This is a genomic window from Aquabacterium sp., from assembly GCF_034003525.1.
Lineage (GTDB): Bacteria > Pseudomonadota > Gammaproteobacteria > Burkholderiales > Burkholderiaceae_C > Aquabacterium.
The window spans coordinates 77,639-91,744 of the sequence record NZ_JAVEYN010000015.1 but is presented as its reverse complement, the minus strand read 5'-3'; the positions used below and the strand labels follow the sequence as shown (position 1 = coordinate 91,744).

At 65.5% G+C, this 14,106-nt stretch carries 12 protein-coding genes and 1 pseudogene; 3 read left to right on the top strand and 10 right to left on the bottom strand.

The genetic code is table 11. The features are described from left to right. Positions 1–1,745 (bottom strand): annotated as a pseudogene (locus RBT42_RS10525) (acyl-CoA dehydrogenase C-terminal domain-containing protein); the annotation flags it as partial. A 71-nt stretch (positions 1,746–1,816) separates the two neighbouring features. Then, on the bottom strand, positions 1,817–2,524 hold the full coding sequence (locus RBT42_RS10520) for a TetR/AcrR family transcriptional regulator (protein ID WP_413785884.1): 708 nt from the start codon (positions 2,522–2,524) through the stop codon (positions 1,817–1,819). 247 nt (positions 2,525–2,771) lie between these two features. Here RBT42_RS10520 and RBT42_RS10515 point away from each other — a divergent pair, with 247 nt between their 5' ends. After that, the gene (locus RBT42_RS10515) at positions 2,772–3,374 is read left to right on the top strand and encodes an HNH endonuclease (protein ID WP_320364855.1); all 603 of its coding nucleotides are present in this window, start codon (positions 2,772–2,774) and stop codon (positions 3,372–3,374) included. A 19-nt stretch (positions 3,375–3,393) separates the two neighbouring features. Here the strand turns inward: RBT42_RS10515 and RBT42_RS10510 are convergent, their stop codons facing one another. After that, the gene (locus tag RBT42_RS10510) at positions 3,394–4,986 is read right to left on the bottom strand and encodes an alkaline phosphatase D family protein (protein WP_320364853.1); all 1,593 of its coding nucleotides are present in this window, start codon (positions 4,984–4,986) and stop codon (positions 3,394–3,396) included. Positions 4,987–5,083: 97 nt separating this feature from the next. Between RBT42_RS10510 and RBT42_RS10505 the strand changes: the two genes are divergently transcribed. Both RBT42_RS10505 and RBT42_RS10500 read left to right on the top strand, forming a co-directional pair. Beyond that, on the top strand, positions 5,084–5,809 hold the full coding sequence (locus tag RBT42_RS10505; RefSeq protein ID WP_320364851.1) for a PhaM family polyhydroxyalkanoate granule multifunctional regulatory protein: 726 nt from the start codon (positions 5,084–5,086) through the stop codon (positions 5,807–5,809). After that, a complete protein-coding gene (locus RBT42_RS10500) occupies positions 5,809–7,071 on the top strand; it encodes an FIST N-terminal domain-containing protein (RefSeq protein WP_320364849.1) in 1,263 nt (420 codons plus the stop codon). Before RBT42_RS10505 ends, RBT42_RS10500 begins: the two co-directional genes overlap by 1 nt. A gap of 6 nt (positions 7,072–7,077) precedes the next feature. On the opposite strand, the gene RBT42_RS10495 is transcribed toward RBT42_RS10500, so the two are convergent. From RBT42_RS10495 to RBT42_RS10465, 7 genes are read right to left on the bottom strand one after another with little or no spacing between them, the layout of a single operon-like run. Beyond that, a complete protein-coding gene (locus RBT42_RS10495) occupies positions 7,078–7,794 on the bottom strand; it encodes a GntR family transcriptional regulator (RefSeq protein ID WP_320364848.1) in 717 nt (238 codons plus the stop codon). Next, positions 7,791–8,213 carry an AtzH-like domain-containing protein gene (locus RBT42_RS10490; RefSeq protein WP_320364847.1) on the bottom strand — a complete coding sequence of 141 codons (423 nt, stop codon included), beginning with the start codon at positions 8,211–8,213 and terminating at the stop codon, positions 7,791–7,793. The genes RBT42_RS10495 and RBT42_RS10490 overlap by 4 nt, the downstream gene beginning before the upstream one ends. Next, positions 8,210–10,090 (bottom strand): allophanate hydrolase, encoded by a 1,881-nt coding sequence (gene atzF / locus RBT42_RS10485; protein WP_320364845.1) that lies wholly within the window; start codon positions 10,088–10,090, stop codon positions 8,210–8,212. The genes RBT42_RS10490 and atzF overlap by 4 nt, the downstream gene beginning before the upstream one ends. A 22-nt stretch (positions 10,091–10,112) precedes the next feature. After that, positions 10,113–10,790 carry a cysteine hydrolase gene (locus tag RBT42_RS10480; protein ID WP_320364843.1) on the bottom strand — a complete coding sequence of 226 codons (678 nt, stop codon included), beginning with the start codon at positions 10,788–10,790 and terminating at the stop codon, positions 10,113–10,115. Next, complete coding sequence (locus tag RBT42_RS10475; protein ID WP_320364842.1) at positions 10,787–12,349, bottom strand: ABC transporter ATP-binding protein; 1,563 nt, start codon at positions 12,347–12,349, stop codon at positions 10,787–10,789. The genes RBT42_RS10480 and RBT42_RS10475 overlap by 4 nt, the downstream gene beginning before the upstream one ends. Before the next feature lie 9 nt (positions 12,350–12,358). After that, complete coding sequence (locus RBT42_RS10470) at positions 12,359–13,066, bottom strand: isochorismatase family cysteine hydrolase (RefSeq protein WP_320364840.1); 708 nt, start codon at positions 13,064–13,066, stop codon at positions 12,359–12,361. After that, positions 13,063–14,106 carry a formamidase gene (locus tag RBT42_RS10465; protein ID WP_320364838.1) on the bottom strand — a complete coding sequence of 348 codons (1,044 nt, stop codon included), beginning with the start codon at positions 14,104–14,106 and terminating at the stop codon, positions 13,063–13,065. Before RBT42_RS10465 ends, RBT42_RS10470 begins: the two co-directional genes overlap by 4 nt.

Sequence of the window (14,106 nt, the reverse complement as noted above, 5' to 3'; positions counted from 1 at the left end):
TTGGCGGTGATCATCGCGGTTTCAACTTCCGGCACCAGCTTGGCGAAGTAGAAGCGCGCGGTGGCCAGCTAGGCGGTGTAGAACTTGTCGCCGGAGTCTTGCTTTTCCAGGGCGATCTTGGCCATGCGGGCGAAGAAATAGGCGTAGACCATGTGGCCGACCACACGCAGGTAGTCGACGGCGGCGGCGCCGACTTCGTCAGGGTTCTGCATGCCCTTCATGCCGACTTCCATCGTGAAGGCTTGCACCTTCTTGCCCAGCTCGGCCAGGGGCACGGTGAACTCTTGCAGGGCGGCGTTGTCGGCGTTTTCCTTGACGAAGGCCGAGACGCGCTTGCCGAACTTGGTCAGCTTGGCGCCGCCATCGCCCAGCACCTTGCGGCCCAACAGGTCCAGCGACTGGATGGTGTTGGTGCCTTCGTAGATCATGTTGATGCGGGCGTCACGCACGAACTGCTCCATGCCCCACTCGTGGATGAAGCCGTGGCCACCGAAGACCTGCTGGCAATGCACAGTGGCCGCCCAGGCGTTGTCGGTGATGAAGGCCTTCACGATCGGCGTCAGCAGGGCGACGATCTCGTCGGATTCCTTGCGAACGGCTTCGTCGGGGTGGTTGTGGGCCTTGTCCAGCTCGACGGCCACGAAGTACACCAGGGCGCGGGCGCCTTCGGCGTAAGCACGGGCGGTCAGCAGCATCTTGCGCACATCGGGGTGCACGATGATGGGGTCGGCAGCCAGGTCAGGACGCTTGACACCCGACAGGGCACGCATCTGCACGCGGTCCTTGGCGTAGTTGACAGCGTTTTCGTAGGCGACTTGGGTCAGACCCAGGGACTGGTTGCCCACGCCCAGGCGGGCGCCGTTCATCATCACGAACATGGCGGGCAAACCGCGGTGGGGCTGGCCCACCAGGGTGCCGATGGCGCCGTCGAGCACGATCTGGGCCGTGGCGTTGCCATGGATGCCCATCTTGTGTTCCAGACCGCCGCAGTACACGCCGTTGCGCGAACCCAGCGAACCGTCAGCGTTGACGTTGAACTTGGGCACGACGAACAGGGAGATGCCCTTGGAGCCAGCGGGAGCGTCGGGCAGGCGGGCCAGCACCAGGTGGACGATGTTGTCGGCCATGTCGTGCTCGCCGGCCGAGATGAAGATCTTCTGGCCGGTGATCTTGTAGGTGCCGTCGCCCACGGGCTCGGCCTTGGTGCGCAGCAGGCCCAGGTCGGTGCCGCAATGCGGTTCGGTCAGGCACATGGTGCCGGTCCACTCACCCGAGGTCAACTTGGGCAGGTAGGTCTTCTTTTGCTCGTCGGAACCGTGGGCTTCCAGGCAGGCGTGGGCACCGTGGCTCAGGCCGGGGTACATGGTCCAAGCCTGGTTGGCCGAGTTCAGCATTTCATAGATGGCCTGGTTGACCAGGATGGGCAGGCCCTGGCCGCCCCACTCCGGATCGGCCGACAGGGCCGACCAGCCGTTTTCGGTGTACTGCTTGTAGGCTTCCTTGAAGCCATCGGGGGTCTTGACTTCGTGGGTCTCCTTGTTCAGGACGCAACCCTGGGTGTCGCCCACCAGGTTCAGGGGGGCCAGCACTTCGGAGGCGAACTTGCCACCCTCTTCCAGCACGGCGTTGACGGTGTCGGCGTCCACATCGCCATAGGCGGGGATCTGCTTGAGTTCATCGACAGCGCCAAGCAGCTCGTGGATCACGAATTGCATGTCGCGCAGCGGGGGGGTGTAAGAAGGCATCGTGAAGCTCCTCGGTCAGAAAGGCACGTTAAACAAGAAATTACCTGATCTATAAGCCAGGCGATCGGGGGTCAAACAGGGGCGGCACCGGTCGGCACCGCGTTCGGAGACAGGGGATGGGGCGCCCCTTGCGCGTAGAACTGCACCACGCGCTCGAAGGCCACACGGGCCCGGTCCACCGCCCCGGCCGAGCGCAGGAAACGCGCATCGTGGTGGAGCGAGAGGATCAAGCCATGAATTTCAAACAGCATCTGCATCGGGTCGGTGTCGGCGCGCAGGTGCCCCAGGTCGATGGCCTGCTGGATGGCCTTGTTCAAGGCGCCATGCCACAGCAGCACCATGCTGGCGAGGGCATCGCGCACGGGACCAGGACGGTCGTCGAACTCGACGGCACCGCTGATGTAGATGCAGCCGGAATCGATTTCCGTGGCGACCTTGCTCACCCAGTTCTTGATCAGGGCGCGCAGACGCGGCAGGCCACGCGGCTGACGCATGGCGGCACGGAAAACCTCTTCCTCAAACCGTTCGTGGTACTCGCGGATGACGGAAATCTGCAGCTCTTCGCGGGAGCCGAAGTGGGCGAAGACGCCGGACTTGCTCATGCCGGTGACTTCGGCCAGGGCGCCGATCGACAGGCCCTCGATGCCCATCTGGGCGGCCAGGCTCAAGGCGGCGTCCAGGATGGCGGCGCGGGTCTGCTGGCCCTTGTGCGCTCCACGGCCACGCTCACGCCCGCCCTCTTGGGCAGACTTGACGTCGTGGGGGGTCACAGTGGCCACAGCTCTTCCTCAAAATAAAACGAACGGTCGTGCTATTTTGCAGAAAATGATGGCGGCTGTGTGAAGTCCGTGAAAAAAAAGTGGACTCTGTGGGTTCTTCCCCCCATCCTCGGGGGACGAGGGGCCCTTGCCAACCCCGGGTTGGCCCTTGGTTGCCCGCGCAAAGCGCCTGAGGCTGCGCCCATATCTTGAGAATGTCACACAAGATGTTCTATCCTGCACTCATCTTCGCCTGAATGAGGGCTGTATGGACGTGCTGCAACTTGACGTGTCAGGTCGTCCGCAGGCCTGGCTGTCGGCCAGGGATGCGGCACTGCTGTATGCCACCGACGAGGTCGCCTGGACAATCGGCGACCCGTTCATGGTGCTGCGCGGCGGCGTCCAGCGACACTCGGGCCAGCCTTCGCGCCTGCCGCTGCATCCCATCGTCGCGGTGCGCGGCAGCATCCCCAACCGGGCCTGGCGGCAGGAGCCGGCGCTCACCAACCCCAAGCTGTTTGCCCGAGATCGCCAGTTGTGCGCCTACTGCGGCCAGCACTTCCCCTGCGACGCCCTCACCCGCGAGCACATCGTGCCCACGTCGCGGGGCGGCCAGGACAGCTGGCGCAACTGCATCACCGCCTGCCGCAACTGCAATGGGCGCAAGGGCAACCGCACGCTCGATGAGCTGAACTGGTCGCTGTACTACCTGCCGTATGTGCCGAGCCTGCATGAGGACATGATCCTGCGCGGGCGGCGCATCCTGATCGATCAGATGGACTTCCTGCTCGCCAGCGTGCCGCCGCACAGCCGCCTGCATCAGGCACCGCATCCGGCGCGGCGCTTGGCATCCAGTCCGGCGCTGTGCTGAGCGCCGAGCCTCGCGAGGGTCAGGCTTTACGGGGCCCGGGCTGGCCGCGCTCGATCACATAGCGCGCCTGCGTGCGCAAGCGGCTGTCGGCGCGCACAGGGTGCGGGGTGCTGCGGAACTCGACCTGCACCTGCCGGGGCGTGACGTCCAGCAGGACATAGCCGCGCTCATCGCCGCGCACGTGCAGCAGATCGGGGTTGCCACGCTGGATCCAGCTGCTCAGCAGCTCGCTCAGGCCGCGGCTGCTCACCGAGGTCGTGACGATCTCGCTGGCGATGATGGGCGAAGCCGGATCGGCCGGATCCAAGCGCAGGTTCGCGGCCACGTGCCGGTGCACGTCCCCGCCCAGGCAGACGACATCGGGCACGCGCGGCTGGGCAATCGCCTCAGTGAAGCGACGGCGTGCGGCCGGGTAGGCGTCCCAGCCATCGGCATAGAGCAAGGGCCCCAGCGGCGAGCGCAGCACGCCGGGTGACATCTGCGTGGACTGGACGATGAACTTCCAGTCGCAGGCGCTGGAGGCCAGTTGGGCCGCCAGCTCATAGCCCTGGCTCTGGCCCAGCATCGTGCGCTCGGGCACCTCGGCCGCATCACATTGCCACAGCAGCTTGCCATTCATGGGCGCATGACGCCCCTTGCACACCGCCGGATCACGGAACTGACGGGTGTCGACCATCATCAGGTCGACCAGGCGCCCCCAAGGGTAGCGACCATGCAGGGGCATGCTGCCGCCCACGGGCGCACGGTGGGGAGAGAACGGCAGGTGCTCGAAATACGCCTGGTACGCCGCGGTGCGCACGGCCAGAAAGGCCTGCGGGTCCGACAGGTCCGGGCTGTGGCGACCGGTGTAGTCGGTGGCCACCTCATGGTCGTCCCACACCATCAGCCAGGGATGGGCCGCATGGCAAGCCCGCAGGTCCGGGTCGAGCTTGTAAGCGGCGTAGTGCTGACGGTAGTCGGCCAGGGTGCGGCGGTGCAGGTCGGGCATGACATGCGGGTGGCGGCGCACACGCAGATAAGGCTTGGCCTGGGTGCCGTAGATGTAGTCCCCCACGAAGAGCACGAGGTCGACATCGCTGGCAGCGATCTCGCGGTGCACGGTGTAGTAACCCGTCTCGTAATGCTGGCAGGACGCCAGCGCCACGCGCATGCGGGTGTTGCGCTCGGCGGGATCGGGCGCGGTGCGGGTGCGGCCCACCGGGCTGCGCTGACCGCCCGCCTCGAAGCGGTAAAAGCAGGTTCGACCAGGGGGCAGGCCCTTGACCTCGACGTGCACGCTGTGGGCCGCAGCCGGATCGGCCACGGCGCTGCCGCTTTGCAGCACCCGCGCAAAGCGAGCGTCGGCCGCCACCTCCCAGCGCACCGGCACGGCCTGCGCGGGCATGCCACCATCGGCCTGCAGGGGCTGGGGCGCCAGCCGGGTCCAGATGACCACCGAATCGGGTCGCGGCTCGCCGCTGGCCACGCCCAGGGTGAACACCTCGGCGGCGGTCTGCCAGGCGCCGGGCTGCGGCACCTGCCCCCGCGCCTGGGCGCGCTGGGCACAGACCTGCTGCCAGGCCAGGGCAGCGGCGAGTCGACTGAGGTGAGTGAACAGGGTACGGCGTTGCATGAAGGCGCCGATTATGCGACGCCTGCCAACAGGGCTGCCCAAGGCCGCGCCACAAAGGCACAATGGCCCACACCACAGTGACTGACAGGAGACCGTCATGACCACGCGCCCCCACCATGCCGACCCGGCCGGTGCCCCCCCCGACAGTGCCCAACCGTTTGCAGGCCTGGGTGCCGGACTGGGCTTTTTCCAGGACTGGATGAAAGCCGCAGGCGCTGCCCTGCCGGGCATGAGTGCCCCCGCCGCGGGCGCCGCCATCCCCGGCGTACCGGCTTGGTCCGTGCCCACCCTCGACCCCGATGAGCTGGACAAGCGCATCCAGGAGCTCAAGACCGTGCAGTTCTGGCTGGAGCAAAACAGCCGGATGATCGCCATGACGATCCAGGGCATGGAAGTCCAGAAGATGACCTTGTCGACGCTGCGGGGCATGAACGTGTCGATGGACACGCTGCGCGACACGCTGAAGGCCCAACCGGCGGCCGCCGCCCCAGAGTCGAATCAGGAAGCCAGCGCCGAGCCAGCGGCTGACACGGCGGCCGCAGGCCTGATCAACCCGATGCAATGGTGGGACACGTTGACGCAGCAGTTCTCCCACCTGGCCAGCCAGGCCTCGCAAACGGCCCAGACCATGGGCCAGAGCGTGGAGGCCTCGATGCAGGACATGGTGGCCAAGGCCCAGGCCGTTGCAGCCCCGGCGGCAGCGGCTGCGGCCGAAGCGCTCAAGCCCGCCACCGCCAAGCCTCGCGCCCGCCCCGCGGCAGGCAAGACCCCGGCGCGCAAGGCGGCCGGCAAGACCGCGCGCAAGACCTCGCCCAAAGTCTGATGCCCCCTGCTGCGCACCCCCTGGGCCTGCGATGTCTGCACGCCCATGCCACCCACCCCCAGCCCGATCTGGCGCTGGAGCTGGTCTGGGCCCAGCTGGCCTCGCAAGGCGCCCGTGAGCTCGGTGCGACGCTGGGCTGGTGCTACCTGAGCGACGAACTGGCGCATGGGGCCGATGCCATCCTGCATGGCTTGCGCCAGCATCTGCCCGAGGTCGCCTGGGTGGGCGCGGTGGGGGCTGGCGTCCTGGGCACGGGCGTCGAGTACCTGGGCGAGCCGGCCCTGGCGGTGATGCTGTGCAACCTGCCGCACAACGACTTCCGCATCTTCCATGGTCGCCACCCTCTGCCTCCCGCTCAGCCGCTGAGCCTGCCCCGCACCGGCTGGCACGCGCATGTCGCCCAGGTGCATGCCGACGGACAGACGCCGGACCTGCCCGAACTGCTGCGCGAACTGGCCGAGCGCACCGACACGGGCTATCTGTTCGGAGGCCTCAGTGCGGGCCAGGCGCACAGCCTGCACCTGGCGGTCGACCCGAGCGATCCGGCCGCCCACCCCGACAGCCGGGATCCGGGGGCGCTCGGCTTGTGGCACGGAGGCCTGTCAGGTGTGGCCTTCCACCAGCGGGTGCGCCTGGTCTCACGGGTCACGCAGGGCTGCGCTCCGGTGGGGCCGCGCCGCGAAATCACGGCGGCCGACCGCCACCTGGTGTACGAACTCGATGGGCAACCCGCCCTGCAATGCCTGATGCAGGACCTGGGGGTGCGCTCGTCGCTGCGCTCTCCCGAGTGGCAGCGCGAGGCCCTGCCCAAGGTCCGGATGACCCTGGCAGGCCTGACCGAGGCCCATGAAGACCTGCTCAGTCATGGCGCCCACTTCGGCGCCGACAGCCGGGTGCGCCACCTGATCGGGCTGGACCCGGCCCGCGAGGGCGTGGCCTTGAGTGAAGCCGTCAGCACCGGGATGCAACTGGCGTTCTGCCAGCGCGATGCGCACGCGGCACGGCAGGATCTGGTTCGGGTGTGCGCCGAGATCCGCGAAGAGTTCGACCCGAGCGAACACCCCGACAGCCAGCCCGTGGGGGCGATCTACGTGAGTTGCACCGGACGGGGCGGTCCTCACTTCGGGGGGCCCAACGCCGAGATGGCCGTCATCGCCCATGCGCTAGGCGACATCCCGTTGGTGGGCTTTTTTGCTGCTGGTGAAATTTCCCGCCATCACCTGCACGGCTATACGGGTGTGCTGACCGTGCTGGGTGGGTGAAGCACATCAGGCAGCGCTCTGGGCGTGCAGACGCTGACGGGCTTGATAGAGCATGTCCAAGGTGATGTGGCGGACTGCCTTCTTGCTTTGTTCGATGTGTGCCCGCAACAGCGATTGCGCCGGTTTTTCCCGGCGCTGCACGATGGCTTTCAAGATGGCCCCATGCTCGTCATAGGTGGCATCAACCCGATTCTGCTTGGTGAAGTCCAGGCGACGAATGATGCGAATTCGCTCCGTGATGTCGGCATGGACTCGGGCCATTTCACGGTTGCCTGTGGCAAGGACCAGGGTGCTGTGAAAAATCTCGTCCAAGCGGTCGACGGCACTGCGTGCCTGGAGGCGCGCCTCAGGCGGCGAGAGCCAGACCGTGGCCAGTTCGTCGATCCAGGAACGCTCGACCTGGGCACATAACAGAGACACCGAATGGGTCTCGAGCAAGATACGCAGGTCATACAGTTGGTCGAAGGCATCGAAGTTCAAGGGCGCCACCTGCCACCCTGTCTTCGGAAAGACCTGCAAAAATCCCTCGCCTTGCAGTCGCTGCAAGGCCTGGCGCAAGGGCGTGCGACTGACCCGAATGCGCTCGGACAACTCACCCTCGGAAAACCGATCGCCAGGCAAAAGCGCAAAGTCGAAAATCAATTGCTTGACTTGAGCATAGGCCCGATCGGCCAGGCTCAGTCCTGCCCAAGCGTCAGAATCCGGTGTCACGATCAGGGTCATGGCGCTTCCATGCGGGTGTCGAACGTCAGAGGCACCATGCTGACATGCGCCGAGACAATCTTCCATCCCTCGGGCAGGCGCATCCAGGTCTGCGTCTGAAAGCCGTGCAAGGGGGTGTCGCTGCGCCGGAACTCACACATGACCACGGCAGTGTCGGCGCCAAAAGTGCTGATGCGAACCCCGTGCAGAACGCGAGTGAAGTCAGGGTTGGGCACTTCGGCTCGGTAACGGACCAGCTCCTCATGCCCCCACTGCCGGTCCGCGATGCCGTAACGGGTGACCGCTGGATGTGACCAGAAAAAGGCATTGAGTGCAGCCCGGTCGTTGCGCATCAGGGCGTCTTCGTACGCACAAAACAGGGCTTGCACCTCGGCAAGGGTGTCGGGCTGATTGAGTGCGAGAGAGCCAGGGGCATTCATGGCGTAGCCTCCTGCGCAGCGATGCGGTGTTGACAGTAGGCCCGCCAGCCGCCATGGTGGCTGATGTCTTCGGCGCCGGCCAGCCCACAAGGTTCGCAGATGAAGCCCTTGACCCAAGTGCCATCGGCCAACTCCAAGGTGCCCAGCCCCAGCGGCGGCGGGATGAGAGACAGGAAAGAGCCGACATGCGCCTCGGGCATGGCGTAGACCTCGACCTCGATGGCGCGCCCGGCCGACTCGTCGGTCACTCTGGCCAATCCGGGCTTTGGGGGGACGCTGTCAGGCAGCGCCACCAAACGGTAGCGAGGCGCGGTGTGGGTGCGTGAGAGCAAGCGTGCCTGGCGGGCCTGCAGTTGGTGGTGCAAAGGCATGCCTTCCAGATGTGCACCCACCACGGCCAGGGCAACTTCGGGCGCGCTGCGGACCTCGACACCCGCCTGATCATTGTGCGAGGCCCCCGCAAGCCCATGTCCCGCCAAGGCGTACAGCCGAGCCTGCACCGTGCTTTGCCAGAGAGCCCCCAACGCCAGCAAGGCCGCATCGCGACCGCCTGGAGCGATGAGGGTGATGCCGAAGGGCAACCCGGCAGAGGTGAGTCCTGCCGGCAGGGCCAGTGCTGCCAGGCCCAGCAAGTTGACGAAGTTGGTGTAAGTGCCCAGTCGGGCGTTGGCCCCCACCGGATCTGCCGCCACTTGCTGCAGCGTGGGATGCGTGGGTGCCGTCGGCACCATGAGGACGTCGATCTGCCCCCATGTGGGAAGCAGTTGAGCGGCCAGTTCCTGCAAGCGATAGTGGGCCTGAAAAGTGCCCACGGCATCGTGCCGATGCGCCTGCGTGATGATGCCGCGCACCACGGGGTGCACCGCCTCGGGCTCACGCTGCATCAGTTCGGCAATGGCGGCATAGCGCTCGGCGACCCAGGGGCCTTCGTAGAGGAGGCGGGCCACCTCGTTGAACGGCGTGAGGTCCACAGGCACCAAACTGACCGCGTCCGAAGCGGCTCCAGGCACGTCACTCCACAGCGCCAGAGCACGCGCGAAGGCCTGCTCATAGTCGGTGTTGCCGAAGAACTCGGGGCTCATCGGCACGCCGATGCGCAAAGGCGCAGCCCAACTCGATGACTGCAGGGGATGGGACTGGAACACTGGCTCACCCGGCATCGGGCCGTCGATGACACTCAGCACCCGCGCGGCATCGCCGGTGGTCAGGCTGAACACCGACACGCAGTCCAGCGTGCGACAGGCAGGAAGAACACCGTGGGTAGGCACCCGTCCGGGCGTCGGTTTGAGCCCGACGAGGTTGTTGAAGCCGGCCGGCACCCGACCTGACCCGGCTGTGTCGGTGCCTAGCGCAAACGGCACCTCGCCCCGCGCAACCACTACCGCCGACCCCGAACTGGAGCCCCCACTGACATGTTCGGCGCTGAAGGTGGACGTCGGCACCCCGTAAGGCGAGCGCGTGCCCACCAGCCCGGTCGCAAACTGGTCAAGGTTGGTCTTGCCGACCACAATGGCGCCGGCTCGCATCAGGCGACGCACGACCTCCGCCGTGTCACGAGGCCGGTAAGCAAAACCGGGGCACGCAGCTGTGGTGGGCAACCCCTCCACATCGATGTTGTCCTTGACAGCAAAGGGAATGCCGAACAGAGGCAAGGACGCTGGCGACTGCCCCTGCAGGGCATCGAGTTGCGCCTGCAGGAAGTCGGCGTCGGCTCGGGTGATCCACGCTGGATCCTGCGCCAGGGGCGTGGTCTGCCAGCGTGCCCACAAAGCAGCAAGGACGTCCTCAGGGCACAGCCTCTGTTGGCGGTACGCCTGCAGCAATCCCTCGATGGTGGCGGGTATGGCGTCAGGGACAGAATGACTCGTGAAACGCATGATCAAGGAAGGTGAAGGATCTTCAGAGAGGACTGACGGCCGCAAGCAATTCGGCACTGGTGGCGGTCCATCCAACGATGGCCCCTTGCGCGCGGACCATCTCGAGCGTGGCCTGATGGAAGGGGGGGAAGTAACTGCGACAGGCGTCCTCGAGCAGCAGACACTCGTATCCCCGGTCATTGGCCTCCCGCATCGTGGTCTGCACACATACCTCGGTGGTGACGCCAGCCAGAACCAGGTGAGTGATGCCACGCGCCTGGAGCTGGGCCTGTAGATCCGTGGCGTAGAAGGCGCCCTTGCCAGGCTTGTCGATCACCGGCTCGCCGGGTATCGGTGTCAGTTCAGGCACGATGGCGTGACCCGGCTCACCCCGGATCAGGATTCGCCCCATCGGCCCGACATCCCCAATGCGCAGGTTGGCCTCACCCCGCTCACGCTTGGCGGGCGGGCAATCCGACAGGTCAGGCGCATGGCCCTCACGGGTGTGCACCACCCAGCCACCGGCGGCACGCCATCTGCCCAGCAGACGGGAGATCACGGGAACCAGGGATTGCAAGGGCGCCACGTCGTTGCCGAGACTGGCGCCGAAGCCACCGGGCTCCACGAAATCGCGCTGCATGTCGATGATCAGCAGGGCTGTCCGGCTCAGATCGAAGGCAAACGGCGTGGGTGTGGCCGACGCGGTCAAGCTGGGACTCATGCAGCCTCCTGTCGCAAAGCCGTAGCGGAATGCCCATGCCCGGCCATGAAGGCCCCGATGAGATGCCGATCTGCGGTCGCGGTTGGGCAGGCATGCACGATGCGCCCCTCACTCATGACCACCATGCGGTCGGAGAGCTTCAGCAACTCGTCCAGGTCTTCGCTGAGCAGCAGGACGGCACCGCCTTGATTGCGAACCGCCATGATGCGATCGTGGATCTCGGCCACGGCGGCGAAGTCCAACCCAAACACGGGGTTGGAGACCAGCAGCACACGCACATCGCCGTCGAGCTCACGCGCCAGCACCGCGCGCTGCACATTGCCACCAGACAGTGAGGCGATCGGCGCTTGTTCGCCTTGCGTCTTGATGCCATAGCTGTCGATCAAGGTCCGAGCCTGGGAACGCAGCACGCCGAGCCGCATCCAGCCACCACGTGACGCCGGCGCCTCATCGAAACGACGCAGACCGATGTTCAAGGCCACACTCAGCTCGCCCACACAGGCATTGCGCAGAGGCTCTTCCGGCAGGCTGCGCACATGGAGCCGCTGGTTCTGCTCGCGACTGGCCAGGTAAAGCTCGCCGTCAATCCAAACGGTACCGCGGGCCCGCTCCCGCTGCCCGACCAGGGCTTCCATCAGCTCGCGCTGACCATTGCCCGACACCCCGGCCACGCCCACGATCTCGCCGGAACGCACCTCGAAGGACACGTCGCTCACGGCTCGGTCCCCGCGATCCCCCATGACCCCCAGATCCTGCACCCGCAACCGAACGGGGGCCTCGGCCGACAGGGTCCGCCCCATGGCAGGAGTCATCGCCTCTGTGGACTGATCGCCGCCTTCCAGGCCCATCATCTCCGCCCCAAGCTGGGAGGGGCTCACTGCTTGCACACGATGACTGCCCATCAACTGGCCACGACGCAGAACGCTGACGTCATCGGCCATGGCCATCACCTCACGGAACTTGTGGGTGATCAAGATGATGCTGACATCACCCGCGTGGGCCCGATCGCGCAACACGCCGAGCACTTCGTCCGCCTCTTGAGGCGTCAACACTGAAGTGGGCTCATCCAGGATCAACAGGCGGGGCTTGAGAAAGAGCTGCTTGAGAATCTCGAGCTTCTGCTTTTCTCCCGCCGACAGGTCCATCGGACGGGCATCCAGGTCCAGGCGGAAGGGGGTGCTGGACATGAAGTTCTCCAGCTCCGCACGGACCTCACGCCATGGGATCACGGCGGGCAAGCGGCCTCGACCCAGCAACAGGTTCTCGGCCACGGTCATCCCGGGCACCACCGTGAAATGCTGGTACACCATGCCTATGCCCAACTGTCTGGCCACCACTGGCGAGGTGATCGCCTGCTCACGCCCGTCAAGCAACACCGCGCCGGCATCTGGTTGGTGATAGCCCACCAGGGCCTTCACAAGCGTGCTCTTGCCCGCCCCATTTTCACCCAGCAAGGCATGCACGGTCCCGGGTCGAACCTCGATCGACACCCCGTCGAGCGCGGTGAAGGCACCAAAGCGCTTGGTCAGCTCATATGTGGACAAGGCCAATGCAGTCATGAGCTCTCCTCACAGGGTACGCAGGGTTCGAATCACGGCGCTCGAGTCCGACACCGCACCAAACACCCCGCCTTGCATCTTGATCATCTGAAAAGCCGCGGCATGGTTGCCGGGATCGGTGGCACCGGTGCAATCGGTCAGCATCACGCACTCAAAACCACGATCATTGGCATCGCGCATGGTGGTGTGCACACACACATCGGTGGTGATCCCCGTCAAGATGAGGTTGTCAATGCCCCGGGTGCGCAGGATCAACTCCAGGTCGGTGGCATAGAAGGAGCCCTTGCCAGGCTTGTCGATGATGGGCTCACCGTCGACCGGGTACAACTCGGGAATGATGTCCCAGCCCGGCTCGCCGCGCACCAGGATGCGCCCACACGGCCCCATGTCGCCAATGCCCACCCCATTGCTGCCGATCTGACGCGAACGCCATCGCTTGTTGGCAGGCAAGTCGCTCAGGTCGGGACGGTGACCTTCTCGGGTGTGAATCACCAACATCCCGACCGCGCGAGCCTCAGCCAGCAAGGCCTTGATGGGTTCGATCGGGGCCCGTGTGGCCGAGATGTCGTAGCCCATCTTGTCGACATAGCCTCCCTCGCCGCAGAAATCTGTCTGCATGTCGATGATGACCAGTGCCGTGTTCGATGCCCGCAGATCGCCGTTGTAAGGCCAACGGTAGGGTTGGGCGTCAACATAAGTGCCGGAGACCTGACTCATGCAAGCTCCTTAGATACGGCTGTTGCGGACGCCAACAAATTGGGCTCACTGCCCTTGAACTGTCGCGTGGGGCTCTCAAAACCGCACGATGCCCCATCGGTATGAGCAACCTCGGACTCCCAGGGCAGCCGTGCGCGGCCCGCCACCATGTCCTGCATGAACGTGTAGGGACAATCCTGTGCACCGCCTTGCACCGCCACATAGCCGCGGTGGAAGAACTGGTAAATGTTGTTCTCCACGCCCCAGTGCTGACGGGCCTCACGAACCAGATCCGGCCGCACCTCAGCGCAGACGATCTCGTCGGGGCGCGCGCCACCCTGCACCATCACCGTGCCATCGAAGTTGCACACCATGGCTTCGCCCATGGAGTCGAAAGTGCCGTCACTGCCGCACAGGCACACGCTTGCGGTCACCATGAGGTTCTGGAACGCATTGGCCTGGTTGGTGATCTGCCAGGCGTGTCGAATAGGTGCGGTGTAGCCCGCCGTCCGGATCATCAGCTCAGCACCCTGGTAGGCGCACTCGCGCGCCATTTCGGGGAACATGCCATCGTGACAAATGATCAGCGCCAGCTTCACACCCTTGGGCCCCGTGATGACGGGAATGCCCATGTTGCCGGGCTCCCAAGGCTCCACCGGGACCCAGGGGTGGTACTTACGGTAGTACAGCTGCAGCTGTCCCTGGTCATCGATGACCAGCCCAGTGTTGTAGGGTTGACCGCCCGGGTTCTTCTCCATGATCGAGAAGCAGCCCCAAATGCGATGTAACACGCAAGCGGCCTTGAACGCAGCCACCTCAGGCCCATCCAGAGACACCATCAGCTCATCGGCCGTGTTCATCGAGAGCCCGTGCAACGCATACTCTGGAAACACCACCAGATCCATGCCCGGATAGCTGCGCCGGGCCTTCCCAACCATCTCGACGATGCGCGCCGTCTGCGCCGCCAACTGTGTCGGGGTCTCGACCAAGGGCAAGTGCAACTGCACCAGCCCCAACACCACCCCGTGAGGCGACTTGTTCAAACCACTCAATCCACTCAT

Bases quoted from the DNA above. Each gene is read 5' to 3' on its own strand.
- atzF (WP_320364845.1), bottom strand. From the start codon at position 10,090: ATGCGTTTCACGAGTCATTCTGTCCCTGACGCCATACCCGCCACCATC.
- RBT42_RS10500 (WP_320364849.1), top strand. From the start codon at position 5,809: ATGCCCCCTGCTGCGCACCCCCTGGGCCTGCGATGTCTGCACGCCCAT.
- RBT42_RS10515 (WP_320364855.1), top strand. From the start codon at position 2,772: ATGGACGTGCTGCAACTTGACGTGTCAGGTCGTCCGCAGGCCTGGCTG.
- RBT42_RS10465 (WP_320364838.1), bottom strand. From the start codon at position 14,106: ATGAGTGGATTGAGTGGTTTGAACAAGTCGCCTCACGGGGTGGTGTTG.
- RBT42_RS10470 (WP_320364840.1), bottom strand. From the start codon at position 13,066: ATGAGTCAGGTCTCCGGCACTTATGTTGACGCCCAACCCTACCGTTGG.
- RBT42_RS10510 (WP_320364853.1), bottom strand. From the start codon at position 4,986: ATGCAACGCCGTACCCTGTTCACTCACCTCAGTCGACTCGCCGCTGCC.
- RBT42_RS10480 (WP_320364843.1), bottom strand. From the start codon at position 10,790: ATGAGTCCCAGCTTGACCGCGTCGGCCACACCCACGCCGTTTGCCTTC.
- RBT42_RS10495 (WP_320364848.1), bottom strand. From the start codon at position 7,794: ATGACCCTGATCGTGACACCGGATTCTGACGCTTGGGCAGGACTGAGC.
- RBT42_RS10490 (WP_320364847.1), bottom strand. From the start codon at position 8,213: ATGAATGCCCCTGGCTCTCTCGCACTCAATCAGCCCGACACCCTTGCC.
- RBT42_RS10505 (WP_320364851.1), top strand. From the start codon at position 5,084: ATGACCACGCGCCCCCACCATGCCGACCCGGCCGGTGCCCCCCCCGAC.
- RBT42_RS10475 (WP_320364842.1), bottom strand. From the start codon at position 12,349: ATGACTGCATTGGCCTTGTCCACATATGAGCTGACCAAGCGCTTTGGT.